This window comes from Haloarcula sp. R1-2 (assembly GCF_011627385.1).
Classification (GTDB): domain Archaea; phylum Halobacteriota; class Halobacteria; order Halobacteriales; family Haloarculaceae; genus Haloarcula; species Haloarcula marismortui.
This window is the reverse complement of the sequence record NZ_JAANTG010000004.1, coordinates 124,716-149,875: the sequence shown is the minus strand read 5'-3', so window position 1 is coordinate 149,875 and position 25,160 is coordinate 124,716. Positions and strand designations below refer to the sequence as shown.

Genomic DNA, 25,160 nt, shown 5'->3' with positions numbered 1-25,160 from the left:
ATAGACCGTACCCCTACCCATGGCGCCAGAAGTGAGTACACCGGTCCGGTCTACACGCAATCATGCTGGTTGCGTTCCGACCACGTGGAAAACTGCTGGGGTCGCCCGATAGCAACACAATACAAACTATGACAGGAAATTCAGATAAGATTCGCAGCCTGTTCCTCACGGCGCTGATGGTCTTCTCGGTATTCGCCGGGACCATCGCGTTCTCCGGTGGCGCAGCCGCCGCCGCAAACGTCGAGATCCAGCAGGCAACGGAGTATAATGCTGATACCGGACCTACAATCGAAGTGGTAACGAACAGTACAATCAGTACATCTCTTACACTCGACAACGGGACCAGTGACGGTGACGTCCAGGTCGTGATTGACGGTGTAGAGAACCCAGGCGAGTATGTTGATACCAGCCAGAGTGGGAGCAATATCAACCAAAACGGTCAACAGATTGAGCTCCTCCTCGAAAAAGACATTACGCCTGATGCTGAGGTCGATGTCAGACTCAACGGTGTCACAGCTTCTACTAGCGGCGACACCACCGACCTGGTCGCAAAAGACATCGACGTGACGTCACAGACGCTCACAGCCGATGGCGACGCCTCAGCTGGTCTCGATTATCAGAACGTGTTCCGTGGCGAGAAGCTCGCAATCCAGCGATCTACCTCGTCAACCGGTGATAGCTTCGAGATTGAGGTCAACGATGGCTCGCTCGTTGCCTCTGACTCGGTCAACTCGAACAGCGACGTCTACCGCTACGACACTGAAGACCTCGATACCGGCGAGGAATACAACGTCACGATCGGCGACGAGAGCGCTGGATTCCAGGTCAGCGACCTCAACCTGAACGTCGAAGCTGACGACAATGATATCACCGATGAAGACGATATCATTGCCAACGCAACAATCAACCGCGGTGGCGAGGAAGCCAACGCGACGCTGTATGACGACAGCGGCGACAGGGTCGCCTCGCAGATCGACACCCTGTCGGGCAACGATGACACTCCGTTCATCTTCGACCCGATCAACCAGACAAGCGGCTTCGACGCTGACGATGGCCCGTACACGGTCGAAGTCACTGACCGACAGACCAACATCACGGTCAGTACCGACCAGATCAACGTCTCCGAATCCGAAGACGGTGATGCCAGCTTCGAGAGCAGCGTCGTCGAGGAGGAACGCGGTGACGTGGCTAACATCACCTACCAGCTCGATAACGAAGATGAGGCCGTTGTCTTCGTCGGCGACGATGACGACGACAACTACGCCATCTCCGGAACTATCGAGGACGACGATGGTGACGGCGAAGTCACTGTCTCGTTCAACAGCTACCTCGCTGGCACGAGCGCCAACGTCGGCGATATCGACGCCAGTGATATCCTCTACGTTGAGGGTGACGACGAAATCACTGGTGTCGAAGAGTCAGGTTCGTTCACCCGCAGCAGCGTTGACGAAGAGACGATTGAAGCCTCCAGCTATAACCTGAACGTCACTGCAGGTACGTCTCAGGACGACAGCGCTGACTCCGTCGGAACGCTCCGACTGAGCGAGCGCTCCACTGAAAGCATGCGTAGCTGGGTGGCCCCACAGGACGCTGAGCTCGACGATGACGACATCGATATTCGTGATCGTATCGGCCAGAACCTGACCCAATCGAACAGCATTGCTGACGGTGACCTCGTTGTTCATCAGATCGTTGCCTCCGGTGTCGAAGGCCCGCTCGCCTACGAAGAGGAAGTCAACGGCTCTTCCAGTGGGACCCAGGCGTTCCTCCGGTCAACGGCTGGTGGCGCTGGTAACAACGATGCGTTCAACCTCACCGTCAACCGCAGCGATGTCGGTGCAAACGCAGATGAGGACCCACTCATCCTCAACAACTCCAACGTTGTTGTCGTCGACGACCCTGACAACAACACGTACTTCGTCGCTGTGGAGACGCAGAACGCAGAATTCGAGAGTGGCACATCGATCCGCGACGATGACGAAGATGATGAGCTCACGGCCAACTTCACCGTGTCGCAGGACACTGGTCTGGCCGACGACAACGACGGCGTTGACGACGATTACAGCATCGTTGACCGTGACGCATCCATCGACACGACCAACGGTCTCGTGCTAGTTCAGGCTGCTGCTGACCAGCTGATCACCGGAACCACCACGGTCGCACCTGGTTCCGAGCTTGAGGTCGAAGTCGAGTCCGAGAGTGAGTCCAACCCGTTCCTCGACCGACCTGAAGCGACTGTCGGCACGGACGGAACGTTCACTGCCACGGCAGACTTCAGTGACTACTCGGCAGGAACGAACTTCACCGCGCAGACGCTCGACGTCGACGGTGACGAGCTCGGTGACGAGGAAGACGGACAGATCACCGATGCGGCCACGGCCACCGTGAGCATCAGTGACCAGGAATCCGACGGTAGCGAAGTCGTCGTCGACAGCGCGCAGCTGTCCGAGGGTGGCTTCATCGTTATCCACGACGACTCCCTCCTTGAGGGTGAAGTCGAGGGTAGCGTCGTCGGGAGCTCCGAGTACCGCGAGGCAGGCAGCCACGAGGACATCACGATCACGCTCGACGAGCCGATGGACGAGGACTTCACGGCTATCGCGATGCCGCACCTCGACACCAACGGCAACGAAGCGTACGACTTCCCGGGCGCTGACGGTCCGTACACCGCCAACGGCTCCGCCGTCACGGACAGTGCGAACGTGACCATCGCCACCGAGGACACGCCTGCGGACACGCCTGAGGATACGCCTGAGGACACGCCTGAGGATACGCCTGAGGACACGCCTGCGGACACGCCTGAGGATACGCCAATGGACACTGAAACCGAGACCACGGAAGCGTCCGGTCCCGGCTTCACGGCAGCCATCGCGCTCATCGCGCTTGTCGCTGCTGCACTCCTCGCTGTCCGACGCGACAACTAACCGGAGCAATTCCGGTCCCTGAACACCGTCTTTTCTTTTGTGCGTACGCGAACAGTGCTAACAGACTGCAGAACGACTCGGTACTCGTTGTCCAGTCAGAGCGCTATTCTGGTCGCTTCTGAACGGCTAGTTGCTGGTCCACTGTCGTGACTGGGTCCCAGTCGCTTGCAGCGTTGAGAACCAAGTCGTATGGATCTTGTGAGGGGGTCGTTTAGAAAACGCTTCGAGCATCAAAGTCAGTCGGGCGTTCGGCATTCACATCCGCGACCGTCTCTGTTGTGTCTGGTCTTCCCCGAACGAGACACGCCGGTCTGTGGCGTTCCTTGTGCTGCTCATACAGTTGCGCCAGCTCTTATCTATCTGTTTCCATTTCGGCTGTATTACTACCCACCAATCACTGATAGCCGATTCTGGTTTTCATGATACCGAGATATTTCTTCCAGGTCACAGCAACATCGGAGCTCTCGTTCATCGCCAGACAGTGGAACGAACGTCGCTCGAATCAGGAGACAGAGGCGTATCTCAACCGGAGTGTTTTTCGATCCAATTTTTGAACAAGTCAGATAAACATCCATATCAGGCCTAAATGTGTGTCCAAAAACATTATTGAATGACTATTACTTGTAGTATACTTACCAGCTTTATTCCACAAAGCATTTACCACACTTCGGGCAATGTACCGATACCCCTACCCATGACGCCAGAAGTGAGTACGCCGGTCCGGTCTATGCGTGGCCTCGGTGGGCACGTTCCGACCACGTGGAAAACTGCTGGGGTCGCCCGATAGCAAACACAAACATGACAGATACAAACGAAAAAATCCGCAGCCTGTTCCTGACGGCGCTGATGGTCTTCTCGGTATTTGCCGGGACCATCGCGTTCTCCGGTGGCGCAGCCGCCGCCGCAAACGTCGAGATCCAGCAGGCAACGGAGTATAATGCTGATACCGGACCTACAATCGAAGTGGTAACGAACAGTACAATCAGTACCTCTCTTACACTCGACAACGGGACCAGTGACGGTGACGTCCAGGTCGTGATTGACGGTGTAGAGAACCCAGGCGAGTATGTTGATACCAGCCAGAGTGGGAGCAATATCAACCAAAACGGTCAACAGATTGAGCTCCTCCTCGAAAAAGACATTACGCCTGATGCTGAGGTCGATGTCAGACTCAACGGTGTCACAGCTTCCACTAGCGGCGACACCACCGACCTGGTCGCAAAAGACATCGACGTGACGTCACAGACGATCACGGCCGATGAGCCGAATCCGAACGAACTCAGCTTCGAAACTGTGTTCCGCGGCGAGACGCTCGCAATCGAGCGGGCAGACTCAGGAAACAGCTTCGAGATTTCGGTCAATGATGGCTCTCTCGTCGCTTCTGACTCGGTTAACTCGAATAGCGATGTTTACCGCTACGATACTGAAGACCTCGATACCGGTGAGGAATACAACATCAGTATCGGGAATGAGAGCGCAGGAATCGAAATAAGTGACCTCAACCTGAACGTCGAAGCTGACGACAATGATATCACCGATGAAGACGATATCATTGCCAACGCAACAATCAACCGCGGTGGCGAAGAAGCCAACGCGACGCTGTATGACGACAGCGGCGACAGGGTCGCCTCGCAGATCGACACCCTGTCGGGCAACGATGATACCGCGTTCATCTTCGACCCAATCAACCAGACAAGCGGCTTCGACGCTGACGATGGCCCGTACACGGTCGAAGTCACTGACCGACAGACCAACATCACGGTCAGTACCGACCAGATCAACGTCTCCGAATCTGAAGACGGCGACGCCGGCTTCGAGAGCAGCGTTGTGACCGACGAGCGCGGTGACGTGGTCAACATCACCTACCAGCTTGATAACGAAGACGAAGCTGTTGTCTTCGTCGGCGACGACGACGACGACAACTACGCCATCTCCGGAACTATCGACGACGACGACGGTGACGGCGAAGTTACTGTCTCGTTCAACAGCTACCTCGCTGGACTGGCCGGCAACACGACCGACGGTAATACCATTTCGGCTAGTGACGTGCTCTTCGTCGAAGGCGACGACGAAATCAACAACGTCGTCGAGACTGGCAGCTTCGCCAAAGACCGTAAGAGTCTCGATGACGAGACAATCGAAGCTTCCAGCTACAACCTGAACGTCACTGCAGGCGCGTCTCAGAGCGGCAGTGCTGATGCTGTCGGGACGCTCCGACTGAGCGAGCGCTCGACCGAGAGTATGCGTAGTTGGGTTGCACCTCGCGACGCCGAACTTGACGACGATGACATCGATATTCGTGACCGTATCGGTCAGAACCTGACGCAGTCGGACGAAATCGCGAACAAGTCGATTGTCGTCCATCAAATAACTGCCTCTGGTGTCGAGGGTGCCCTCGAATACCAGCAGGAGGTTAACAACTCGAATGATGCCACGCAGGCATTCCTAGCGGCTGGTGCGCAAAACACCATCTCCGAGGACGCTAGCCGTACCAACGGGGCGAACGCACTGAACTTCTCGGTCGAAAAGACCAACGTTGGTGCAAACACCGACGATGAGGAGCTAGTCCTGAACGACACGAACACGGTCGTTGTCGACGACCCTGACAACAACACGTACTTCGTTGCAGTGAAAACGGCACTGGCAAAGTACGATGGCGGCAACTCTATCCGCAGTCAGGATGACACCGACGAGATTACGGCCAACTTCACCGTGACGCCGTACGGTGCATTCGAAAATGATAACGATGGTGTTGACGACGACTACAGCGTCGTTGAACGGGATGCATCCATCGATACGACTAACGGTCTTGTGACGGCACAGGCCGCTGCTGACCAGCAGATCACTGGCACAACCTCGATTGCGCCTGGTGCAGAGATCGAGGTCGAAGTCGAATCCGAAAGCGAATCCAACCCGTTCCTTGAGCGACCTGAAACGACGGTCAACGCTGATGGGACGTTCGCTGCAGCAGTGGACTTCAGCGACCAGTCGGCTGGTACGAACTTCACTGCACAGTTCCTAGACACGAACGGTGACCAGCTGGGTGACGAGGAAGACGGACAGCTCACCGATGCGGCCACGGCCACCGTGAGCATCAGTGACCAGGAATCCGACGGTAGCGAAGTCGTCGTCGACAGCGCGCAGCTGTCCGCCGGTGGCTTCATCGCAGTCCACGCCGGTAACGCATCCGGCGACGTCGTCGGGAGCTCCGAGTACCTCGAGGCAGGCAGCCACGAGGACATCACGATCACGCTCGACGAGCCGATGGACGAGGACTTCACTGCGGTCGCAATGCCGCACCTCGACACCAACGGCAACGAAGCGTACGACTTCCCTGGCGCTGACGGTCCGTACACCGCTAACGGCTCCGCCGTTACGGACAGTGCGAACGTGACTGTTGGCACCGAGGAAGAGCCGACGGCCACGGAAGAGCCGACGGAAACCGAAACCGAACCGCCGGAAACCGAGGAGCAGACTGAGGAGACCACCACCATGGACTCCGGAACCGACGAAGCTGAGACCACGGAAGCGTCCGGTCCCGGCTTCACGGCAGCCATCGCGCTCATCGCGCTCGTCGCTGCTGCGCTCCTCGCCGTCCGACGCGACAACTAACTGGAATCGCTCCAGTCTCTGAACACCGTTCTTTCTTTTGCGTGCTACGCCGGTAGCGGCGGCGCTGTCGTTGACTCGTTCTGACGACGACGACACCGCACAGTAGCGCAACGACAAAACATATACGCCGGTTTGGCTAACGTACAGGCAATGAGTGAGACAGTCCTGCAGACGGGTGTCGACATCGCTGGACTGTCGTTCGACCCGGTCACGGTCTCGGAACCGCTGATGTGGCTCGTTCTTGCGGCGTTTCTCGGAAGCGTAGCCGTCGCCCAGTACGACGAGGAACTTGCCCGCCCAGTCGGGACGGTCGGCTGGGTTTTGTTCGCAGCGTACTGGCTCGTTCTGGCACCACACTTCATTTTGATACAGAAAAGCGTCGTCGAGGGACTGGGAAGCGTCATCGCCGTGCCCCTGTCGCTGTACACCGGCTACTTACTCTGGAACGGCCGGGAGTCGCTGCTGGTGTTGACCCGTGCCATCGGTATCATGGGCGTCATCTACGTGCCCTTCCTCACCATTGGACCGCTCCGCCAGACAATCATCGAAGTCGTCACCGATCAGGTCGTCTTCCTGATGACGCTCATCGGGTACGACCCGATGGTGGTGGACGGGCTCTCGCACAACGGCATCGACATCGCGTCGAAGCAGTACCCCTACGAGAACACGTTCTGGTTCGACGGGAACGAGCGGCCGATAACGTACACTATCATTCTGGCCTGTACAGGTATCGGCAGCATCTCCATCTTCGCCGGCGGAATACTAGCAGTCAAGGCACCGTGGCGGCGGAAACTCCGCGTGCTGGTCGTGGCCGTCGGCATCATCTACGTGTTGAACCTCATTCGGAACCTCGGGATCGCGCTGGCATTTGGCCTCCAGAAAGCGCAGTTCTTCCCGGGAACGGTCATGGCGCTGTTCGGCCTTAGCGACGCACAGCTGGTATCCTACTACATCGTCGACCGGATGCTGGCGCAGTTCGGCTCAGTCATCGTCCTCGTCGGGCTGACGTGGGTACTGATGCGGGAGCTACCGGAGCTCACCGTTATCGTCGAAGACCTCCTGTTTCTGGTGACTGGAACCGAGTACGACCTTGGAACGACATTCGAAAAGGACCAGTCGGAGTCGGGTCCTGCGACGCCCGGTGACGACTGAACTGCGTCGCGGAACCGACGCTCGCTATTCTAACGCTGCTCCAGCAACTGACTCCAGTGTATCCGCCTCAAGTGGGTGGAGCGAACCGGGAATGACGAGCAGATGTAGCGGGTCGCCGAACGTCTGCGTAGCGAGTTCATCGAGCGTGTCAGCGGCCACTAATGGGTCTGGACTGCCGGCCCTGGCCACGACAACCCCGAGTGTGTCCGGGAATGGCTCCGACAGCATGGTGGCGGCCTGACTGGCGGTCATGTACGTGTCATCGCTGTCCTCCCAGTGGGGGTCGTCGACTTTGATGTCGAGGTAGACCAGCGTGTGCAGGTCCCGGTCTCGATTGTCCTCGATGGTAGCGACGACGCTGTCCGGAACGCCGTCACCGCCGTGTGCGTCCTCGAACGGAAGGGTCGTAGCCTTCCCGAAGCGGTAGTTCTGCAGGCCGGTCAGCGAGCCGGCAGCAGTCTGGGCGGTCGTCCCGTGAACGATTCGGGTTTCGATACCACGGTCCGCGGCCCGAAGCCGGAGGTCAGCGTGTGTCGTCGAGACCATCGTATCCCCGGCGGTACAGAAGACGACGTGTTCGCTCTCGGCGGCTTCGAGAATCGGCTCAGGGTCCTGCTCGATGCCGGCTCGGTCTCTGCGTTCGATACTCGTCTCCAGTGTGTCCTCCAGCGTTTCGATATCAGTACCGATCAGCCGGCTCGTGTAAAATTCGGCGAACACCCGGTCAGCGTCCCGGATGGCGTCGCGGCCCGCGACCGTGACCGAGCGCTCATCATAGAGGCCCAGCCCGACGAATGTGAGCATATCTGAAGTGGGTCGCGGCCGGGGATAAAGGGCGCGAAGCGTCAGGCTTACCGCCCGTGGTCGGGGAGGGGGAGTATGGGCGTTCCCTGCGTTCGCGTTTCCCGTGAGGCCGGCGAAGAGACGCGCCAGCGCCTCGCCGAGGCAAACCTCGTCAACGACGGCTATGATATCACGGTTGTCGACGGGCAGCTGTACGTTCCTGTTACCGACCCCACAGCGGTGCCGTCGGACCTCACCGTTGTCGAGGCAGACCCGCCGGTCCGCGAGGGCCAGACGATGCCGGCGGACGCCCTCAACTTCGACCCGAGCTACGAGCGCATCGGTGATGTCGCGATTGTCGATGAAGATGATGACGAGCGAGCCCGAATGATCGCCGATGCAATCATGGATTCGGACCTGCCCGTGCGAGCGGTGTTGAACCGCGCATCGAAGATCAAAGGCGAACAGCGGGTCCGGGACTGGGACATACTTGCTGGTGAAGGAACAGAAGTCACCCACCGGGAGTACGGCTGTACGTTCGACCTCGACCTCGCCGAAGTGTACTTTTCGCCGCGCCTGGCGACGGAACGCCATCGCGTCACCAAGCAGGTCGGCGAAGGCGAGCAGACCTTCGATATGTTTGCCGGTGTCGGCCCGTTCGCGATTCCGTTCGCCAAACGCGGGGCGACCTGCGTTGGGACCGACATCAACGAGACGGCGATCGAGTATCTCCGGGCAAACGCGGAGCGTAACGGCGTCTTCAACCGCGTGACGGGTATCTGTGGTGACGTACGCGAGGTGGCCGGCGAGTACGAGGACTGGGCCGACCGCGTCGTGATGAACCTGCCACACAGCGCCGACGAATTTCTGGAGACCGCTGTCCGGCTGGCGGCCGACGAATGTGTGGTTCACTATTACGATATCCAGCACGAGGACGACCTGTTCGGACCCGGCGAGAAAGCGATCCGGGCGGCTGCGGAGCCAGCCTACGACGTGACGGTCGAAACGCGCCACACTGTCCGGTCGTATGCCCCGAAGGAACACAACATCGTCCTCGACGTTCGACTGACACGCTGAAACGAACAGTTATTATCATCACCGGTACGGGGACCGAATTGCTTAACGACGAGGAAGTCGGACGCTTGTATCTAGGAGGGTAAAATATGTACACAATACTTGTTCCCGTCGACGCCGATGAGGACCGCGCCCGCGGCCAGGCCGCCTTCGTCGCGGAGCTACCGTCTGCTGAGACCGAGATCGAGGCTGTGATCACACACGCATTGACCAAGGAGGAGGCAGAAGCGCCCGAGGAGATACGCAACGTCGAGCGGATCTCGACAGTCAGACTCGTGCGTGACTACCTCAAGGACCACAACGTCGATGTCCAACTGGCCGAGGGTCAGCAGCCGCCGGCCGACGGCATCGTCGAGCTGGCCGACGAGTTCGACGCCGACCAGATCGTCATGGGGTCGCGAAAGCGGTCGCCGACCGGCAAGGCCGTGTTCGGGAGCGTGTCCCAGCAGGTCCTGCTTGAGGCGGACGACCCGGTTACCGTCGTCGGGTCCCGAGAGGAGTGAGAACGTTCCTCTCGGTAGCCCCAATTCGCAATCCTTATTGCGGTTATGCGTCCAACAACTGATGTACGCGAGCGACGCGCCGGTGTAGCTCAGACTGGCAGAGCGAATCCTTCGTAAGGATTAGGCCGAGGGTTCAAATCCCTCCACCGGCTTTTTGCGAGGAACTAACGTGACGAGCGAAAGCTACTGTGGGATTTGAATCAGGGAGGAGCTTTGCTCCGACCGTGGTTCACAATCTTCCACCGGCTTCCCCTTTCCAGTGCCGCCTTGACAAGTAGTTTTCATACCTATGACAGCCTGTCAGCAGCCGTCGGTCCTGCGTCGCTGGCATAGCGATGTCGCACGAGCCATATAAAAACGACCCTCGTCAGTGATGCAATACGGCAACAGGGCGCTGGACAGAACATCCGGTTGTAAACGATGGTCACACAGTACGGACTACCGGCGGGTACTGCGGTGTGCTCACGAGAGCGCCACGATGGACATATGTGTGGGCAGTCAGAGGGAGTGTGGTCCTAATGGATTTCAGAAACGCCTGGCACCGCGACACCGATGAAGAGGTCTGTTGCATCGCCTGCGGTGACACGGTTGCTCGGTCGAATGCCCGCGAATACGACAAGTACGGCGACCGCTGGAACCGCGACGACAAGTCCTTTGAGTACCTGTGCAAGCCCTGCTACCGAGGGTACTGTCACTTCAGCCGGACTGGTCTGGAAGACCGGCTCGAAGCGGCCGGTGCCGGGACCGTAAGCCGAGACGCGTTTCTCAGACGCTATCATGATCTGGCAGACGAAACGGAGCAGACCCGCGCGGACGGTCGGTAAGCCGAAAGGCGGGTGCCCTGTTCGGCGATACGGCACCGCAACGCAGGCAGTTCAAGAAGCGAACAGACGCTTCAGGGTGTGATGACTGCTCGGCCGTCAATCTCCCGGTCTTCCAGCATCTGTGCGACGGTGTTCACGTCGCCGAGGTCGTACTGGGTCGTGTGCAGGTCGACCGCGCCGCGGTCGACGAGCGCAACCAGTTCCTGCAGTTCGGTGTACTGACCGACGATGTTACCCTGATAGGCGAACTCGCCGTTGACGAGCGCCTGAGCAGGTTCGTGGATGTGCCCGCCGTAGCCGATGATGTGGTGGTCGCCGCCGGCGGCACAGATGTCTGGCGCGAGCGCCGTCGTCTCGTCGGCCCCGACGAAGTCAAGCACCTGTGCGGCACCGACGCCGTCGCTGATGGCTTCGACCTCGCTGGCGACGTCTTCGCTTTCGGGGTCGATGGTGTAGTGTGCGCCGAGGTCGTCGGCGAGGTCGCGGGCGGACTGCTTGATGTCGACAGCGACGAGGTCAGCGGCACACATCGCGTCGAGACACTGGAGGCCGATGTGGCCAAGGCCGCCGATGCCGATAACAACAGCGGTGTCGCCCGGGTTGAGCCCGTCGACGGCCTTCTTCGCCGCGTGGTAGGCCGTGATGCCGGCGTCGGCGTGCGGGGCGATGTCGGCCGGGTCGACGCCCTCGGGCAGGGGAATGACTGACCGGTCGCTGGTCAGTAACTGGTCGGCGAAGCCGCCGTCCGTCGTCAGGCCGTTGAACGCGTCGTTCTCGCAGTACATCGTCTCCCCTTGCCGGCACGGCCGGCAGGTGCCACAGGTCTGGACCGGGTGACAGATGACCTGGTCGCCCGCAGAGACGATGTCAACGTCGTCGCCCGTTTCGATGACTGTCCCGGCGTTCTCGTGGCCCAGTGTCATCGGGAGGTCCTGCGGGACGTACTGCTCCCACATTCCCTCGATGATATGGTTGTCAGTCTGGCACCAGCCGGCCCCCTCGACTTCGACGATGACATCATCTCCGGATGCAACCTGTGGCGCATCTACGTCGTCTATCGAGAGTCCGTCCGACATATCGTGCGTGTACTCGTGGAGTCTGGCTGCGCGCATCGTCCTGTATCCGGACGAAACGACAATAAACCCGCATTATAAAATATCGGATATATTAGCGGTATCGCTCGTTGCAACATTTAGAACTGTATTAGCCACCCAGCCAGAGTCTGTCGACGCTAAGGGAAAAACAATGCGTGTGGGACGCTCTCAGCTACTCAGTCTCGACTGGCCAGCAGTGCGGCCCCGAGCAGCGCCACAACGGCGACAGGAATCCCCATTCCGGGACCGAAGGCCGACGACGGCGCGGGGCTGGTCGCGCGGATCGGTTCGTCGACCGGTTCGTCAGCCGCGTATTCCCAGACAGCGGTCTCGTTCTGAACGATATCAGCGTTCGAGGACGAGATGTCAGCGGGCATTGTCAGCTGATACTCGACCGCGACACCGTTGCCGAAGGCCACATCAGTATCCTCGTTCGCAGTGACGAATGTCCAGTCTTCGTACGTGACGTTGCCCTCGCTCGCGTTTACCGACACGTCGCTCTCCGGGCCGGGGTTCCAGTCCGTGAATGTCATCGAGAGTGTGACGTTCTCACCCTCCAATTCTTGGTCGTACGTGTAGTTCGACATCCGACTGGTGTTCACGTCGGCCAGAAGGTAGCCTTCGACCGAGTCATAGCCCTCCTGCTGGGCCTGGCTCTGCAGGCCGTCGTACACAGATGGGGACATTTCGAGAGTCAGGTCGTACTCCGAAACAGTGCCGTCCGCGGCCACTGTTGAGTCAACCGTCGCTGTCACACACCCGGAGAGAACGACGAGAGCAGCAAGACCAATCGCAGGGACAATCCGATGCATACCTCACCGAATCGGATGGGCTGGGATAAGCCTTGTTACCGGGGTCGACACGGCTCAATGTGTCAGGACCAGTAGCTGGTCGTCAGTCCGAACCAGACAGAAGGGCGACCCGGGGTCTCCAAAGGTGTTCGTCCGCTTTTCGCTGATAAAGAGCGTCTCGAACTCGTTGCCACAGGCCGGACAGGCGAACCCCTTCCGGTTCGACAGGGTCATCGTCCCGCGGTCGTCCTTCAGCAGCTTGAGCCCGTGTCGGTACTCGTGTACGTCGAAGCTCCCGCTGACATCTAGCCGGTCCATGCGTGTGAAACGAGTGGCGGCCGTCTAAAACTCGTCGGCGACCTACACCAGGTTCGCGCCCATATAGAGCACGACGACGAGGAAGATCCAGACGATGTCGACGAAGTGCCAGTACATCGATGCCGTCGAGACGGAGGTGTGCCGTTCAGCCGAGTACTGACCGTAGTACCCGCGAATAAAGACGATACCCAGAAGGACAGCACCCATCGTGACGTGGAGACCGTGGAGGCCCGTCAGCCCGTAGAATGCGGACCCGTAGATGCCACCGCCGATGCTGAAGCCCTTGTGAACGATGAATTCGTAGTACTCGTACACCTGGCCGCCGATGAAGACGATTCCCAGTAGCAGCGTCGCGCCCAGCAGCTTCAGGAACCGGCTCCGGTTCCCGCTCCGGAGCGCGATGTGACTGTAGTGCAGCGTCACCGAACTGGCGATCAGAAGCAGCGTATTGACGATCACGAGTGAGCCGAACACCTCAGGAACGGCCGCCTGTGTCCAGACCTCGCCGCCACGAACGATGAAGTAGTAGACGAAGCCAGCGCCGAAGGTGGCGATTTCGCTCCCAAGGAACAGGAGCATGGCGAACTTCAGCGTCTTGTCCGAGTGGTAGTCCGTCCCGCGCTCCCAGAAGTCCGAGACGAAGGCGTGGTACAGCCAGCCGTAGATGCCGACGAGGAAGAGGCCGACACTCCCGGCCATCGCTCCCGCCCCGACCGTCTGGCTGACAAGTGCGTTTTCGCCAATCGAGAGCACGAGCAGGGCCGCGCTGACGTAGATGCCCGAACCACCGATTGCCGTCACAAAGGGCCACCAGCTGGCCTCACCGAACCCGTGGGGCCAGTCCTCCGTCGCCGGGAGGTGATGCTCCCCGTGCCCGTCGTCCGCGTGTTCATCGGAGACACTCATACTAGGGCCCTTGCGAACGGAATACTAAAAGCCCATCCAATTCCCTGCGGTGCGTTCCGTCTCCAGCCCAGGCGAGGAGTGGCTCGCCCACATCCCGGAAGCTACACGAGGGCGAAGGCCCAACTGCCGACGATGACATCTGGGAGGCGTCGTACGGTCGCGCTGGTGGTGTGCGGACTGGGCTGGCTGGCCGCGACGGGGACGGCAAGCGCACACGGCGGCAGTCTCGCCGGCGGCGGCCGCGAGTCGCTGACGATACCGACGTGGCTCTTCCTGAGTACCGGTGGTGCGGCCGTCGGCGCGTCGTTCTTGCTGGCGTCGTTCGTCACCGACCGGACGTTCGTGGAGCGCATCCACAACTGGGGCCGTCCGCTATCGGGTGGTTTCGAAGGCATCCTACGGCTCGCTGGGCAACTCGTTGGGCTCGGCGGACTCGCCGCGGTGTTCGTCGTGGGCTTTTTCGGACCGACGAACGCCCGGACGAATCTCGCAATACTGCTCGTCTGGGTCGGCTGGTGGGCCGGGCTCGCGATGACGACGTACCTCGTGGGCAACAGCTGGGCGACGCTCAACCCGTTCAAGACGCTCGCCAAACTCCTCCCGTCGCTCAACCGCAGTTACCCGGCCCGCGTCGGGTCGTGGCCTGCCGTCGGTGGGTTGCTCGTGCTGGTATGGGTCGAGGTCGTCAGCCCGCTCGCCGACCAGCCGCGACTGCTTGCGTCGGTTGTCGCCGGATACACCGTGCTGACAATTGCGGGCGCACTCGTGTTCGGACCCGACGACTGGTTCGCCCACGCTGACCCGGTGGAGCGGGTGTTCCGCTACTACGGTCGCTTTGCGCCTATCGGCCGCGACGAGGACGGCCTTCGACTTCGGCTTCCCGGCATGGACCTCTCGACGCCGCGGCTGGTCGACGGCCCGGACGAAGTCGCCTTCGTGGTCGCCCTGTTGTGGGTCACGACCTACGACGGGTTGGTCACGACGCCGGCCTGGCGCGACCTGACGACGCCGATCGTCGACGCCGGCGTCCCGCCGCACCTCCTGTATCCAGTCGCGCTCGGGCTCGGCTTCGCCGGCTTCCTCGGCGTGTATCGGCTCGCGGTCCGGCTTTCCCGCGATATGTCGGATACGTATCTGGCCCCAGCGGTTCTCGCACAGCGGTTCGCGCCGCCGCTCGTCGCTATCGCCGTTGGCTACCACTTCGCGCACTACCTCGGGTACTTCCTCGTGCTCGCCCCATCGCTGGCCGTCGCGCTCACGTCGCCGTTTGCGGACCCGGCAGTAGTGCCGACCATCGACCTGCCGGCGTGGTTCGGCGCGGTTGCGCTCGCGTCGGTCATCGTCGGTCACTTGGTCGCTATCTGGGTGGCCCACGCCGCCGCATACGACCTCTTTCCCGCGCGACTGCAGGCGATTCGGTCGCAGTATCCCTTCATCGCGGTCATGGTGTTCTACACGATGACGAGCCTCTGGGTCGTCTCCCAGCCGGAGGTGGCACTCCCACATCTATGACTGACACAGCAACCCAACCAGCGGCCGATACGGCAGCGACAAGTACTGACGACGAAGCAGCCTACGATGTCCCGGCCGACGCCACGGCCTACAGCTGTTCGTACTGCGGCCGGCCGTTCGCCCGCGAGTCCTGGCTCGCGCTCCACTGCGGCCTGGCCCATCCCAACGAACTCGACGACGAAGAGGTCGAGGCCTTCCGGGTAGCCCACGACGAGGAGGAAGAGTCGCTTTCGACGTTCCGACTCCAGGCACTGGGCGCACTCGTGCTCATCTACTTTGGTTTCCTGATGGTGTACGCGCTCGTGTGAACTTCACTCGTTTTCGAGGCATCTCTGACGACTACGGACGGGAAGCGAAGCGTTGATGGGTCGCAGGTGACCAAACAGTGGGTATGGACCTTCGCGTTATCGACAAATCCGACACGGAACTCTCTATCGAAATCGCCGGTGAGGACCACACGTTCATGAACGTGATCAAGGGAGCGCTACTGGAGACAGAGGGCGTCACGGCGGCGACCTACGACGTGAACCCGGAACAGTCCGGTGGCCAAACGGACCCGGTCCTGACCATCAAGACCGAGGAGGGCGTCGACGCGCTGGAGGCCCTCGAAGACGGAACCGACGCCGTCATCGAAAAAGCAGACAACTTCACGGACGCGTTCGAAGCCGCCGCGTAATTCTAACAGAGTACGTACGTGACGAACACGCGTTCGTCCGGACCAACGTGGATGTCGAGGCCAACCAGTCCGGTGTCCGCTCGCTGGATTCTGTTGCCCCGCTCGAGGTAGCTGTCGACGAGTGCGGTCGCCAGCGCCGTCTCATTCTGGAACTGGTCGAGCGACTGGGGTGTTCGGTCGTAGGCCACCTCATAGCTGACCACGACTGGGCGCTCACAGGGGAGGTCGAATCGGGACACACCCTCCCGCGTGGGCCGCTCTGCGTTGTCGTATCTCGCATCGACACGGCCCTTGTTGTAGTAGGCTGCAGCGTCGTCGATGGTCGCGTTCCGTGAAACGGTCCCGCCGCCGACGCCCGACCGCCGGACATTGTACACATCAAGGTATGTGTCCTCGACATCAGCAATCGAGAACGAGTTGACCGTGTCGCCGCTTCCAGCAGGGGACGCAATCGGCGGTGGACCAGCGGGAGTTTCAGCGGCAAAGCCCGGCAGCGTGATGCCGCCCACAGCGGCGAGTACGATGAGCCCGAGCAACACTGCTACGGCGGCGTAGCCGATCACATACTTCGTCTCGAGTACGTCCAGCCAGCCGGTCTGTATGTCATCGAGCGGGTCGTCTTCCGGTGGCCCCACTCGTCGCTCGAAGTTACTCCCGCCACAGCGTTTGCACGGCGGAGAGTTCTTCTGATGCTGGCGACCGCAGTCCAGACAGACCCATCTGGGCCCACCCTCGACGACCTCTTCGTTGACCTGCGTCACGGCCTCCTCAAAAGAACCGTGGCCGCAGTTATCACACGGCGGGTCGTTCTCCTCGTGGGGTTTGCCACACCATTCACACCGCCATTTCATTGTTGATTCTCCGTGGTGGGCGAATAAAACCTGCCCGATGCCAGGCCACAGTGCCGCGGTTTTCTGGGGACGGTCCCCCGCAGTCGGTCGGTCAGTTGGCTCGACAGATACAATCCACCCTGTGGACAGGTCCTGCCAGTAGCTAAAAAAGATATGCCCGCAAACAGTGAGAACTGACATGGAACCTTGGGGCGCGGAGAAAACCGATGCTATCTGAGGCGTCGGGAAAACTGCGGCATACAGAGAGACAGGTACGTGTGTTTACTATTGCGACCCCAAGCCGGAGACGGCGTTACAGTCGGACCGGAATCCCCTTGCTGTCGAGATACTCCTTGGTCTCGGCGATAGAGTACTCGCCGAAGTGGAAGATAGAGGCGGCGAGGCCGGCGTCCGCGCCTGCGTCGACGAACACTTCCTCCATGTCTTCCGGACTACCACAGCCTGAGGAGGCGATGACAGGCGTCGAAACGGTGTCACAGACGGCTTTCATCAGCGGGATGTCGTAGCCATCCTTGGTCCCGTCGGCGTCGATGGAGTTGACGAACAGTTCGCCCGCGCCGCGCTCTTCGGCCTCGGTGGCCCATTCGATGACATCCAGTCCGGTCCCTTCGCGGCCGCCCTTGACCGTGCATTCGAACCAGCAGGACTCGCCGTCGACCTCGGTGTAGTGCTCGCCCTCCTCGTCGAAGCGCCGACGGGCGTCGACGGAGATGACGATACACTGGCTCCCGAAGGCCGCCGCGCCCTCATTGATGAGGTCGGGTTCGGCGATAGCGCCGGAGTTGATCGACACCTTATCTGCGCCAGCCCGGAGCGTCTCCTTGATGTCGGCACGGGTACGGATACCGCCGCCGACGGTCAGCGGGATGAACACCTCGTCGGCCACGGCCGAGACAGTATCAAGCATCGTTTCGCGTCCCTCAGCGGAGGCAGTGATGTCCAGAAAGACGAACTCGTCGGCGCCGGACTCGTTGTAGGCCTTTGCCATCTCCACCGGGTCGCCGGTGTACTCCAGATCCTCGAAGTTGACTCCTGTGTACACCGCCGCGTCCCCGTTCTCGTCCACGTCCACGTCGATACAGGGGATGATCCGTTTCGTAAGCGTCATTCGATACCTGTGAGTTCGACGCAACGCCGTTTGACCGTTTCGACTGGTGCAAGTGTCTGGCCGATATGCAGTGGGAATCCGACAGCTACACGTATGGCGCCCCAGAAGCACCGACCATGGCAGACGACCACCACGAGGAGGACCGGCCGGATTACGACCCCGAACACGTCGAACTGCCCGCGCGAGAACCGCCGCTTCGGTCGACGGCCCCACAGAGCTCGTTCACGATGTCTCAAGTCGGCACGGGGCTCGGCGTACTGCTGGTCGGACTGGTGCTTACCTTCGGCATCGCGCTGGCGCTTGCCTGATCGAATTGGCATGACCACGGCGGCCAGCATGAATATCAGATCTGATACTTCTGGGGAGAGTATATAGGTTTCCACGCCAACAACTGTTGTACTATGCCGTCCCAGTCGGACGCGAGTACGGTGGTCGCAACAGGAACGTCAGTGGCGACCACTGGTCGGCGCGCTGGCCGAGAGGCGACCAGCACTGCTCGTGACCGACTGGATGCTGATCGGGTGGACTTTTGTCAGGTGTTTTCCAGCACTGGGTTCGATGCTGAAGCCGTTCTGGCGGGCGTAACTGCCCTTGTCGACGATGAGACAGCCGTTGTCGGCTGTACGGCCGGCGGTACGTTCACCGAAGAGCGAGCGATGGACGCCGGCGTGGCAGTCACACTCGTTACCAGTGACTCGTTCCGGTTCGATACGGCCCTCGCCACCGGTCTCAGCGAGAACACCCGCGGGGCTGTCAGAGACGCCGTCCGGTCGCTTCCGGAAAACATCGAGGAACCATACCAGTCAGCGCTTGTCCTCCACGACGGGCTCGCAGGCGTCGGTGAACAGTTGTCGCTGTCGGTCCAGCGACGGCTTGGCCCCTATGTCGAATTTGCAGGTGGGGCGGCGTCTGACGGTCTCCGAATGGAATCGACGCCAGTGTTTTGCGATGCGTCGGTTGTTGAGGACGCAGTCGTTCTCGTGCTCATCTCCGGGAAAAAGCGTCCGGTCATTACCGTCAACCACGGGCACACCCCCATCTCAGAGCCGTGGGAGGTAACCGATGTCTCCGGAAATGTGGTTCACGAACTCAACGGTGAACCAGCGTTCGAAGTGTGGAAAGACGCTGTTCGAGACCACGTTGCGGAGAGAACAGGAATAGCGGTCGATGATGTCCCAGTCGGTTCAGCGGAGCTCAGGAAGCTCATGGTCGCATACCTGTTCGGTATCGACCAGGGCGAGACCTACAAGATACGCTGGCCTCGGACTGCGATTGAAGAGACTGGCGCACTGCAGTTCGCCGTTGATATTCCGGAGGGGACTGTCCTCCGTATAATGCATGGCAACAGAGCGGACCAGATCGCGTCCGCTGAGCAGGCTGCTGCAGACGCTGTTTCACTGTGTGACGGGAATATCGCTGGCGCGTTCGTCTACGACTGTGCGTGCCGTCAGATTCTTTTCGAGGACGCGTTTTCATCGGCTGTCGATGGGATCACATCGACCCTGTCGGCCCCAGTCGCTGGATTCGAGACGTACGGGGAGCTGTGCATGCAAGCTGGGCAACTCAGCGGCTTTCACAACACGACAACAGTGCTCTTTGCACTGCCGGAGTAACAGATGAATCGAACAGGGCTCGTTTCAAAGTTCGCAGAAACGGTTGGTATCGAAAAGGCGTCGGCTATCGTTGACGACGCAATGGCTGACCTCGGTATTGGTGGCGAAACGGAGATAGACGGCACGGATGCACAGGACATCTGTGATATAATTCAACACGACAACGAGGGATATATCGCGCTCGTCGCGAGTGAGCTCCGCGTACAACTGGCGGCACAAGAACGGTTTGACGCGCTCCTTGGGAATATCCCTAACCCGGCTGTTGTCGTCGAGTTTAAACAACGAGAACCGTACGTCAAGTCGATCAACGAAGCGTTCGCGGACTCGTTCGGCTACGACCGGACGGATGCAGTCGGAACGGAGCTTCGAGCACTCCTCGCGCCGCCCGGAGCCGACGCCGAGGTTATCAGGGCAGACTGGTGGGAACAGACCGGCCAGTCAGAGCAAGAGGTCAGACGGATGACTGCATCAGGGGAGGTCCGGACCTACCTGTTCCGGAGCACTATTGTCACGCATGACAGCAGTCAGCTGGAAGGGTACGGGATATACACCGATATCACTGAACGAAAGCGCCGCGAACAACAGCTGAAACACCAGAACGAGCGCCTCGACGAGTTTGTCAGTATCGTCAGCCACGACCTTCGGAACCCGTTGAACGTCGCATCCGGCCGCACCCACCTCCTGCTCAATGACACCGAGGATGCGGCTGTTCAGGAGGGGCTACAGGAGGTCGCTGCGGCACATGAGCGGATGACGCGGATCCTCGATGACACCCTGACGCTCGCTCGGCAGGGGCGCGTCGTCGGAGAAACCGCAAGCGTCCCCATCGAAACCGTCGCAGCTGACGCATGGCAACAGGTCGAAACTGAGGACGCAACGCTCACGGTCGAAACTGAAGCGGTCATCGAGGCGGACTCAGAGCGCCTCCAGCAGCTATTCGAGAATCTCTACCGGAACGCCATCGAGCACGCCGGCGCGGAAGGCACCGTTGTCGTTTCCGCGCCCGAGGCACACGAGCAGAACGGGTTCTCTATCGCGGACGACGGCCCTGGCATTCCACCAGACGACCGTGAGCTGGTGTTCGAACACGGCTACTCAACGAACTCGGATGGGACAGGGTTCGGCCTGTCAATCGTTCAGAGCATCGCTGAAGCGCACGGCTGGTCGGTCGCAGTCTCTGAGAGCGAAATGGGCGGTGCGCGGTTCGATATCCGCTGGTAATCAGGCTATAGTAGCCATTGCAAGTCATTACACACCCAATCGCAGGACGGCACTGCGATCGGTGTGTAAATCGTTCCAATTGTTACTATAGTTCGTCGTCGATGACCGACCGCAGGTCAGCGATGTCCGCAGCGTTGTACGCCAGCGTCTCGTCGTTGACCGTAATATCGAGTCCGTTCGAGTCGTTCGCCTCGCCCAGTTCCGTCACTGGGGCGACGCCGTCGAAGGCCTCCCGGACCGCCGCCGGGTCGGTCGTCTCGAACACGACCCGGCCGGGCCGCTCGTTGAACAGGAGTCGAGCCGGGGTGCCGTGCTCGGTGGTCCCGATTCTGACCGACGCACCGGCGTCCTCGTGGACCATCTCGGCCAGCGTTACCGCGAGGCCGCCGTGGCTCACGTCGTGGCTCGCCAGTACGTGGTCGGCGTCGGCGACCTCGGCAATCGTCTCGACAACGTCCGTCGAGTCCGCCGGGAGGGCGGGGAAGCGGTCGGTGCCGCCGAACTGCGCGGTGTACTCGGAGCCGCCCAGACGCGGGTCGGTTTTGCCCTCCAGTGCGGTGTCCCCGACGACGACGAGCGTTCCCTCGCCGGACAGCGACAGCGGCGGGGCATCGTAGCCCTCCTTGACGCCGACCAGCGCGAGCGTCGGTGTGGGGGGAATCGGTCCGTCCTGGGAATCGTTGTACAAGGAGACGTTCCCCCCGACCACCGGCACGTCAAGGTCGCTGCACATGTCCGCCAGGCCGTCGACAATGCCTTTGAAGCCGCCGTACACGTCAGGCTTCTCGGGGTTGCCGCCGTTCAGACAGTCCACAGCCGCATGGGGTGTCGCGCCCTTCGCGGCGACGTTCGTGGCGTTTTCCAGCGCGACGGCGCGTGCACCTTCGTACGGCGCGGCGTCGGTCCAGTTGGGGTCCGCGCCAGCAGAGAACGCCAGTCCGGTCCCGGCCTCACGGATGGCGAGCAGTGCGGCGTCGTCGCCGGGCAGGACGCTCGTGCGGACCTGCACCTCGTGGTCGTACTGGCGGTACACCCACCGCTTCGAGGCGCAGTTCGGGCTGCTGACGATCTCCTCGAAGGCTTCCTCCAGCGCGACCGTTGGCAGGTCTCGTTCCTGTCTCGGCGGCGCGTCGCTGGGCAGGTCGTTCATCGGCGCGCCCTCACCGAGGAACTCCGCGTCCACGTCGACGACCGTCTCGTCCTCGAACGTGCAGACGTAGTTCGTGCCCGGCTCGGTGAGTTCGCCGATGACCGAACAGCCGAGGTCGAACCGCTCGGCGAGTTCGGCCACGCGGTCGACGTCCTCGGGCGCGACCTCGTACACCATCCGTTCCTGACTCTCGGCGAGCAGGTACTCCATGGCGTTCATGTTGGGCTCGCGCTCGTGGACGCGGTCGAGTTCGATACGTGCACCGAGGCCGCCCTTGGCGACCAGTTCGGACGACGCGCCGCCGAGGCCAGCGGCCCCAAGGTCGCGGGCCGACTCGACGAGTTCCTCGTCCAGCAGCGCCTCGTTGCACTCGACGAGTAGCTTCTCCGCGTACGGGTCGCCGACCTGCACGGCCGGTCGGTCCTCCGTTTCAGCGTCCTCCGCGAGGTCCTCGCTGGCGAAGGACGCCCCGCCGAGCCCGTCTCGCCCCGTCGCGTTGCCGACGAGAACGAGCTTGTTGCCCGGCTTCTGGGCTTCGGCAGTGATGGTCCGCTCGGGCTCCAGCAGGCCGATACAGGACACGTTCACGAGCGGGTTCCCCTCGTAGTCGTCGTGGAAGGCGACGCTCCCGGTGACAGTTGGAACGCCGATGCAGTTCCCGTAGTGGGAGATACCCTCGACGACGCCCTCGAAGAGATAGCGGGAGTGCTCCCGGTCAAAGTCGCCGAAGTACAGACAGTCGGCCAGCGCGATGGGGTAGGCCCCCATCGACAGTGTGTCGCGGACGATACCGCCCACGCCGGTCGCTGCCCCGTCGAACGGGTCGACGTAGGACGGATGATTGTGGGACTCGACGCCCATCGTGATGTACATCTCCTCGCCGTCGCCGTGGGACGGCAGGGAGACGACGGCTGCGTCGTCGCCGGGGCCGATGACGACCTGATCGCCTTCGGAGTCGAACGCCGACAGCAGGGGGCGAGAGGAGCGATACGCGCAGTGTTCGCTCCAGAGGTTCTCGAAGAGAGCGGCCTCCGCCCGTGTCGGCTCCCGACCGATCTCCTCGACCACGAGTTCGTGGTCCGCGTCGGACAGGCTCATTACCTCCTCGTGGCCGCCCACAAGATAAGTCCCTTTCCATGCACCCGCGCTGGCAGGACGCGAACGTCCGGCAGCACACAACTCGCACCTGTCGAGGCGAGCGCCTGTTCAACAACCCGACACACCGCCCATAGCTGAGACTCACAGCTGAATACGAGTGGGCACCGGCATCGGCTATGGACTTTCAGGAGGGACAATATTGGTCTTTAGAATAGCTATCCCGCGTACAATTACCTCAAAATCTCTGGAGAGCCCATATCTCTCTCCTTTTCAAATCAGATAACTGGCCCTCGCAGTATATATGGCCGCTAGCCATACCCGAATGCAGTATGGGTGCTGGCGATAGTGACTGGCTGACACTGGAGGGGAGTTCTTTCTCCAGCCGGTCCTTCTCCAGTGTGTGGGCGGTGGCGCTGGCGACCTACGGCGTCGGCGACGTGGTCACCACTATCGCCATCGTCTACTTCGTCCCGACGTTCACCGAGGCGAATCCAGCGATTCGGTGGGCGATCCAGTCGTTCGGCGGCGGCGGCTTCCTCGGACTCAAACTCCTCGTTATCTACTGCTGTCTCGGCCTGAGCATCTGGGGCGGCGTGCTGGAGGAGGACCCGCTGCTCTACTACGGGCCGCCGGCTCTCCTGACGGTGCTGGGGCTCGCCGTGACCGGGTTCAATCTCACGCTCCTGTTCTCCTGAAAGGCCCTCACGGGCGTGGTGCTTCGGAGCGGAGGCGCAAGCAAGAAGTCTCAGTCGTTGCCAGACTATTCAGCCGTCGTGTTGCTGGTAGTGTTCCCGGCCGACTGGTTGGGGGCCGATGCCGGGGTTTCGGTGAGGAGCGAACTCGGCGGTGGCGAGCCACTGCCGCCGCTTTCGGTCGGTGTGGAGTCAGTTCCGTCCGGTGTCTCTGTTGGTGTCGATTCTGTCGGGCTGGGCGTCATCTCGGTGGTGGGCTGGTCGGGGGCCGGGTCGCTGCTGTCGGTGAGACCAAGGGTCCCGACGCCAGCACCGATGACGGCGAGTAGAAGGAGCAGAACCAGTCCAAGAAGCCGCTTGTTGTAGGTCCCGTCCGCATCTCGGAAGATACCGCTACTCATCTCAGCTCTGCCTCCGGCCCGCCGCGACACCACGCTGGAAGTAACCCGGTCTCATCGTTTTCTGATAGTTTGTTGCTTTTGTCGTGGAGGAGGCCTCCACTGTCCCACCAAGCCACCGATGTCCCACCCAGTTGACTCAGTATACGACATGTCGCCCAGCAAACCGTATAATGGTTTCCATGTCTTCAGCCGTCAAGACAGGCGGTTTACTCCCACAGTATTGCGGCAGTGTGAGTCCCGGGCCGACCATCTACCCAGAGATTGTCTCGATGTGAGTACACGGAAAGCGCTACTGCGATGACTGTCCGCTGTCAGAACGGCACGCTGTCGTCGGACGCTTCATCTCCACCGTCCGTCTGCAGTTCGCCGGTTTGCCGGTACCGCGTCTCGAGTTGCTGGAGTTTATCATTGATGCTCGCGCTCTGGTGATGGTTCGGACTCACGCGGACACGGACACGGTCGTACTCGTGGCGGTCCGACAGCCCGTTCCAGGCGCGGAACGCGCCGACAGTCAGCGTGTCGCTCTGGGGGCAGAACTCGGTCGTCGGCGTGAACTCCGCTCTGAGTACACTGCTGTCGTCCGTTTCACGGCCGTAGCGGAAGCCCGCGTCTGGGTGCCGGTGGTCGAGGTTTAGCCGTGCGAGGTTGTACCCGAAGGTCATGTCGTACACGCCGCGCTCGTCGAACAAATCCATCGTGAGGCGGTGGAAAGTGGCGTGGTCGTCGCCGGTCAGTACTGCGGTCTCAGACAGGAACGGACCGGGGTCCGGGTTACGTTCGGGAACGAACGTCCCGTAGCTATCGAACCCGACATCTGAGCCGCCACGGAGGCCGGAGAGAAGGCTCATATTGAGCAG

General features: G+C 60.9%; 23 protein-coding genes and 1 tRNA gene. 14 read left to right on the top strand and 10 right to left on the bottom strand.

Features of this window, described 5'->3' with window-relative positions; all coding sequences use genetic code 11:
• Positions 1 to 128: 128 nt before the first annotated feature.
• From G9C82_RS16865 to artA, 3 genes are all read left to right on the top strand, one after another.
• Positions 129 to 2,924, top strand: coding sequence for a BGTF surface domain-containing protein (locus G9C82_RS16865; protein WP_127014728.1), 2,796 nt, complete (start codon positions 129 to 131; stop codon positions 2,922 to 2,924).
• Between the two features lie 798 nt (positions 2,925 to 3,722).
• A complete protein-coding gene (locus G9C82_RS16860; RefSeq protein ID WP_127014727.1) occupies positions 3,723 to 6,536 on the top strand; it encodes a BGTF surface domain-containing protein in 2,814 nt (937 codons plus the stop codon).
• A gap of 150 nt (positions 6,537 to 6,686) precedes the next feature.
• On the top strand, positions 6,687 to 7,688 hold the full coding sequence (gene artA / locus G9C82_RS16855) for an archaeosortase A (RefSeq protein ID WP_004957021.1): 1,002 nt from the start codon (positions 6,687 to 6,689) through the stop codon (positions 7,686 to 7,688).
• A 24-nt stretch (positions 7,689 to 7,712) separates the two neighbouring features.
• Here the strand turns inward: artA and dph5 are convergent, their stop codons facing one another.
• Positions 7,713 to 8,492 carry a diphthine synthase gene (gene dph5, locus G9C82_RS16850; protein WP_127014726.1) on the bottom strand — a complete coding sequence of 260 codons (780 nt, stop codon included), beginning with the start codon at positions 8,490 to 8,492 and terminating at the stop codon, positions 7,713 to 7,715.
• Between the two features lie 75 nt (positions 8,493 to 8,567).
• Between dph5 and G9C82_RS16845 the strand changes: the two genes are divergently transcribed.
• From G9C82_RS16845 to G9C82_RS16830, 4 genes are all read left to right on the top strand, one after another.
• Positions 8,568 to 9,548, top strand: coding sequence for a class I SAM-dependent methyltransferase family protein (locus G9C82_RS16845; protein WP_127014725.1), 981 nt, complete (start codon positions 8,568 to 8,570; stop codon positions 9,546 to 9,548).
• 86 nt (positions 9,549 to 9,634) lie between these two features.
• Positions 9,635 to 10,048, top strand: a complete 414-nt coding sequence (locus G9C82_RS16840; protein ID WP_004957014.1) for a universal stress protein — start codon at positions 9,635 to 9,637, stop codon at positions 10,046 to 10,048.
• A gap of 78 nt (positions 10,049 to 10,126) precedes the next feature.
• A tRNA-Thr gene (locus G9C82_RS16835) sits at positions 10,127 to 10,200 on the top strand.
• A gap of 366 nt (positions 10,201 to 10,566) precedes the next feature.
• A complete protein-coding gene (locus G9C82_RS16830) occupies positions 10,567 to 10,872 on the top strand; it encodes a hypothetical protein (protein WP_127014724.1) in 306 nt (101 codons plus the stop codon).
• 71 nt (positions 10,873 to 10,943) lie between these two features.
• Here the strand turns inward: G9C82_RS16830 and G9C82_RS16825 are convergent, their stop codons facing one another.
• The 4 genes from G9C82_RS16825 to G9C82_RS16810 all read right to left on the bottom strand — a co-directional run bounded on the left by G9C82_RS16825 (position 10,944) and on the right by G9C82_RS16810 (position 13,981).
• Entirely contained in the window at positions 10,944 to 11,984 is a 1,041-nt protein-coding gene (locus G9C82_RS16825) for an NAD(P)-dependent alcohol dehydrogenase (protein WP_127014723.1), read from the bottom strand.
• Positions 11,985 to 12,142: 158 nt separating this feature from the next.
• Positions 12,143 to 12,778 (bottom strand): PGF-CTERM sorting domain-containing protein, encoded by a 636-nt coding sequence (locus G9C82_RS16820; RefSeq protein ID WP_127014722.1) that lies wholly within the window; start codon positions 12,776 to 12,778, stop codon positions 12,143 to 12,145.
• Positions 12,779 to 12,832: 54 nt separating this feature from the next.
• Positions 12,833 to 13,075 (bottom strand): hypothetical protein, encoded by a 243-nt coding sequence (locus G9C82_RS16815; RefSeq protein ID WP_004957007.1) that lies wholly within the window; start codon positions 13,073 to 13,075, stop codon positions 12,833 to 12,835.
• 42 nt (positions 13,076 to 13,117) lie between these two features.
• The gene (locus G9C82_RS16810; protein WP_127014721.1) at positions 13,118 to 13,981 is read right to left on the bottom strand and encodes a cytochrome c oxidase subunit 3; all 864 of its coding nucleotides are present in this window, start codon (positions 13,979 to 13,981) and stop codon (positions 13,118 to 13,120) included.
• Positions 13,982 to 14,146: 165 nt separating this feature from the next.
• Here G9C82_RS16810 and G9C82_RS16805 point away from each other — a divergent pair, with 165 nt between their 5' ends.
• The 3 genes from G9C82_RS16805 to G9C82_RS16795 all read left to right on the top strand — a co-directional run bounded on the left by G9C82_RS16805 (position 14,147) and on the right by G9C82_RS16795 (position 16,169).
• Positions 14,147 to 15,493, top strand: coding sequence for a hypothetical protein (locus G9C82_RS16805; protein ID WP_004957004.1), 1,347 nt, complete (start codon positions 14,147 to 14,149; stop codon positions 15,491 to 15,493).
• A complete protein-coding gene (locus G9C82_RS16800; protein ID WP_127014720.1) occupies positions 15,490 to 15,801 on the top strand; it encodes a C2H2-type zinc finger protein in 312 nt (103 codons plus the stop codon). Before G9C82_RS16805 ends, G9C82_RS16800 begins: the two co-directional genes overlap by 4 nt.
• A gap of 83 nt (positions 15,802 to 15,884) precedes the next feature.
• A complete protein-coding gene (locus G9C82_RS16795) occupies positions 15,885 to 16,169 on the top strand; it encodes a DNA-directed RNA polymerase subunit L (RefSeq protein WP_004957000.1) in 285 nt (94 codons plus the stop codon).
• A gap of 2 nt (positions 16,170 to 16,171) precedes the next feature.
• On the opposite strand, the gene G9C82_RS16790 is transcribed toward G9C82_RS16795, so the two are convergent.
• Entirely contained in the window at positions 16,172 to 17,020 is an 849-nt protein-coding gene (locus G9C82_RS16790; RefSeq protein ID WP_049919026.1) for a hypothetical protein, read from the bottom strand.
• A gap of 292 nt (positions 17,021 to 17,312) precedes the next feature.
• Positions 17,313 to 18,128, bottom strand: coding sequence for an imidazole glycerol phosphate synthase subunit HisF (gene hisF, locus G9C82_RS16785; RefSeq protein ID WP_004956996.1), 816 nt, complete (start codon positions 18,126 to 18,128; stop codon positions 17,313 to 17,315).
• Positions 18,129 to 18,244: 116 nt separating this feature from the next.
• Between hisF and G9C82_RS16780 the strand changes: the two genes are divergently transcribed.
• The 3 genes from G9C82_RS16780 to G9C82_RS16770 all read left to right on the top strand — a co-directional run bounded on the left by G9C82_RS16780 (position 18,245) and on the right by G9C82_RS16770 (position 20,962).
• A complete protein-coding gene (locus tag G9C82_RS16780) occupies positions 18,245 to 18,436 on the top strand; it encodes a hypothetical protein (protein ID WP_049919044.1) in 192 nt (63 codons plus the stop codon).
• Between the two features lie 93 nt (positions 18,437 to 18,529).
• Positions 18,530 to 19,741: an FIST signal transduction protein gene (locus G9C82_RS16775; RefSeq protein ID WP_127014719.1), complete on the top strand. Its 1,212-nt coding sequence runs from the start codon at positions 18,530 to 18,532 to the stop codon at positions 19,739 to 19,741.
• A gap of 3 nt (positions 19,742 to 19,744) precedes the next feature.
• On the top strand, positions 19,745 to 20,962 hold the full coding sequence (locus tag G9C82_RS16770) for a HAMP domain-containing sensor histidine kinase (protein WP_127014718.1): 1,218 nt from the start codon (positions 19,745 to 19,747) through the stop codon (positions 20,960 to 20,962).
• 85 nt (positions 20,963 to 21,047) lie between these two features.
• Here G9C82_RS16770 and purL read toward each other — a convergent pair whose 3' ends face one another.
• On the bottom strand, positions 21,048 to 23,210 hold the full coding sequence (gene purL, locus G9C82_RS16765) for a phosphoribosylformylglycinamidine synthase subunit PurL (protein ID WP_127014717.1): 2,163 nt from the start codon (positions 23,208 to 23,210) through the stop codon (positions 21,048 to 21,050).
• Positions 23,211 to 23,539: 329 nt separating this feature from the next.
• Between purL and G9C82_RS16760 the strand changes: the two genes are divergently transcribed.
• Positions 23,540 to 23,905, top strand: coding sequence for a hypothetical protein (locus tag G9C82_RS16760; protein ID WP_127014716.1), 366 nt, complete (start codon positions 23,540 to 23,542; stop codon positions 23,903 to 23,905).
• 65 nt (positions 23,906 to 23,970) lie between these two features.
• On the opposite strand, the gene G9C82_RS16755 is transcribed toward G9C82_RS16760, so the two are convergent.
• Both G9C82_RS16755 and G9C82_RS16750 read right to left on the bottom strand, forming a co-directional pair.
• A complete protein-coding gene (locus G9C82_RS16755; protein WP_127014715.1) occupies positions 23,971 to 24,303 on the bottom strand; it encodes a hypothetical protein in 333 nt (110 codons plus the stop codon).
• 311 nt (positions 24,304 to 24,614) lie between these two features.
• A complete protein-coding gene (locus G9C82_RS16750) occupies positions 24,615 to 25,151 on the bottom strand; it encodes a hypothetical protein (RefSeq protein ID WP_007187764.1) in 537 nt (178 codons plus the stop codon).
• Between the last annotated feature and the right edge of the window lie 9 nt (positions 25,152 to 25,160).

Excerpts from the sequence above, each read along its gene's own strand:
- G9C82_RS16760 (WP_127014716.1), top strand. The coding sequence starts at position 23,540 with ATGGGTGCTGGCGATAGTGACTGGCTGACACTGGAGGGGAGTTCTTTC.
- dph5 (WP_127014726.1), bottom strand. The coding sequence starts at position 8,492 with ATGCTCACATTCGTCGGGCTGGGCCTCTATGATGAGCGCTCGGTCACG.
- G9C82_RS16790 (WP_049919026.1), bottom strand. The coding sequence starts at position 17,020 with ATGAAATGGCGGTGTGAATGGTGTGGCAAACCCCACGAGGAGAACGAC.
- hisF (WP_004956996.1), bottom strand. The coding sequence starts at position 18,128 with ATGACGCTTACGAAACGGATCATCCCCTGTATCGACGTGGACGTGGAC.
- G9C82_RS16815 (WP_004957007.1), bottom strand. The coding sequence starts at position 13,075 with ATGGACCGGCTAGATGTCAGCGGGAGCTTCGACGTACACGAGTACCGA.
- G9C82_RS16800 (WP_127014720.1), top strand. The coding sequence starts at position 15,490 with ATGACTGACACAGCAACCCAACCAGCGGCCGATACGGCAGCGACAAGT.
- G9C82_RS16840 (WP_004957014.1), top strand. The coding sequence starts at position 9,635 with ATGTACACAATACTTGTTCCCGTCGACGCCGATGAGGACCGCGCCCGC.
- G9C82_RS16795 (WP_004957000.1), top strand. The coding sequence starts at position 15,885 with ATGGACCTTCGCGTTATCGACAAATCCGACACGGAACTCTCTATCGAA.
- G9C82_RS16810 (WP_127014721.1), bottom strand. The coding sequence starts at position 13,981 with ATGAGTGTCTCCGATGAACACGCGGACGACGGGCACGGGGAGCATCAC.
- G9C82_RS16830 (WP_127014724.1), top strand. The coding sequence starts at position 10,567 with ATGGATTTCAGAAACGCCTGGCACCGCGACACCGATGAAGAGGTCTGT.
- G9C82_RS16860 (WP_127014727.1), top strand. The coding sequence starts at position 3,723 with ATGACAGATACAAACGAAAAAATCCGCAGCCTGTTCCTGACGGCGCTG.
- G9C82_RS16755 (WP_127014715.1), bottom strand. The coding sequence starts at position 24,303 with ATGAGTAGCGGTATCTTCCGAGATGCGGACGGGACCTACAACAAGCGG.
- G9C82_RS16820 (WP_127014722.1), bottom strand. The coding sequence starts at position 12,778 with ATGCATCGGATTGTCCCTGCGATTGGTCTTGCTGCTCTCGTCGTTCTC.
- G9C82_RS16770 (WP_127014718.1), top strand. The coding sequence starts at position 19,745 with ATGAATCGAACAGGGCTCGTTTCAAAGTTCGCAGAAACGGTTGGTATC.
- G9C82_RS16775 (WP_127014719.1), top strand. The coding sequence starts at position 18,530 with ATGCCGTCCCAGTCGGACGCGAGTACGGTGGTCGCAACAGGAACGTCA.
- artA (WP_004957021.1), top strand. The coding sequence starts at position 6,687 with ATGAGTGAGACAGTCCTGCAGACGGGTGTCGACATCGCTGGACTGTCG.
- G9C82_RS16750 (WP_007187764.1), bottom strand. The coding sequence starts at position 25,151 with ATGAGCCTTCTCTCCGGCCTCCGTGGCGGCTCAGATGTCGGGTTCGAT.
- G9C82_RS16825 (WP_127014723.1), bottom strand. The coding sequence starts at position 11,984 with ATGCGCGCAGCCAGACTCCACGAGTACACGCACGATATGTCGGACGGA.
- G9C82_RS16780 (WP_049919044.1), top strand. The coding sequence starts at position 18,245 with ATGGCAGACGACCACCACGAGGAGGACCGGCCGGATTACGACCCCGAA.
- G9C82_RS16845 (WP_127014725.1), top strand. The coding sequence starts at position 8,568 with ATGGGCGTTCCCTGCGTTCGCGTTTCCCGTGAGGCCGGCGAAGAGACG.
- G9C82_RS16865 (WP_127014728.1), top strand. The coding sequence starts at position 129 with ATGACAGGAAATTCAGATAAGATTCGCAGCCTGTTCCTCACGGCGCTG.
- purL (WP_127014717.1), bottom strand. The coding sequence starts at position 23,210 with ATGAGCCTGTCCGACGCGGACCACGAACTCGTGGTCGAGGAGATCGGT.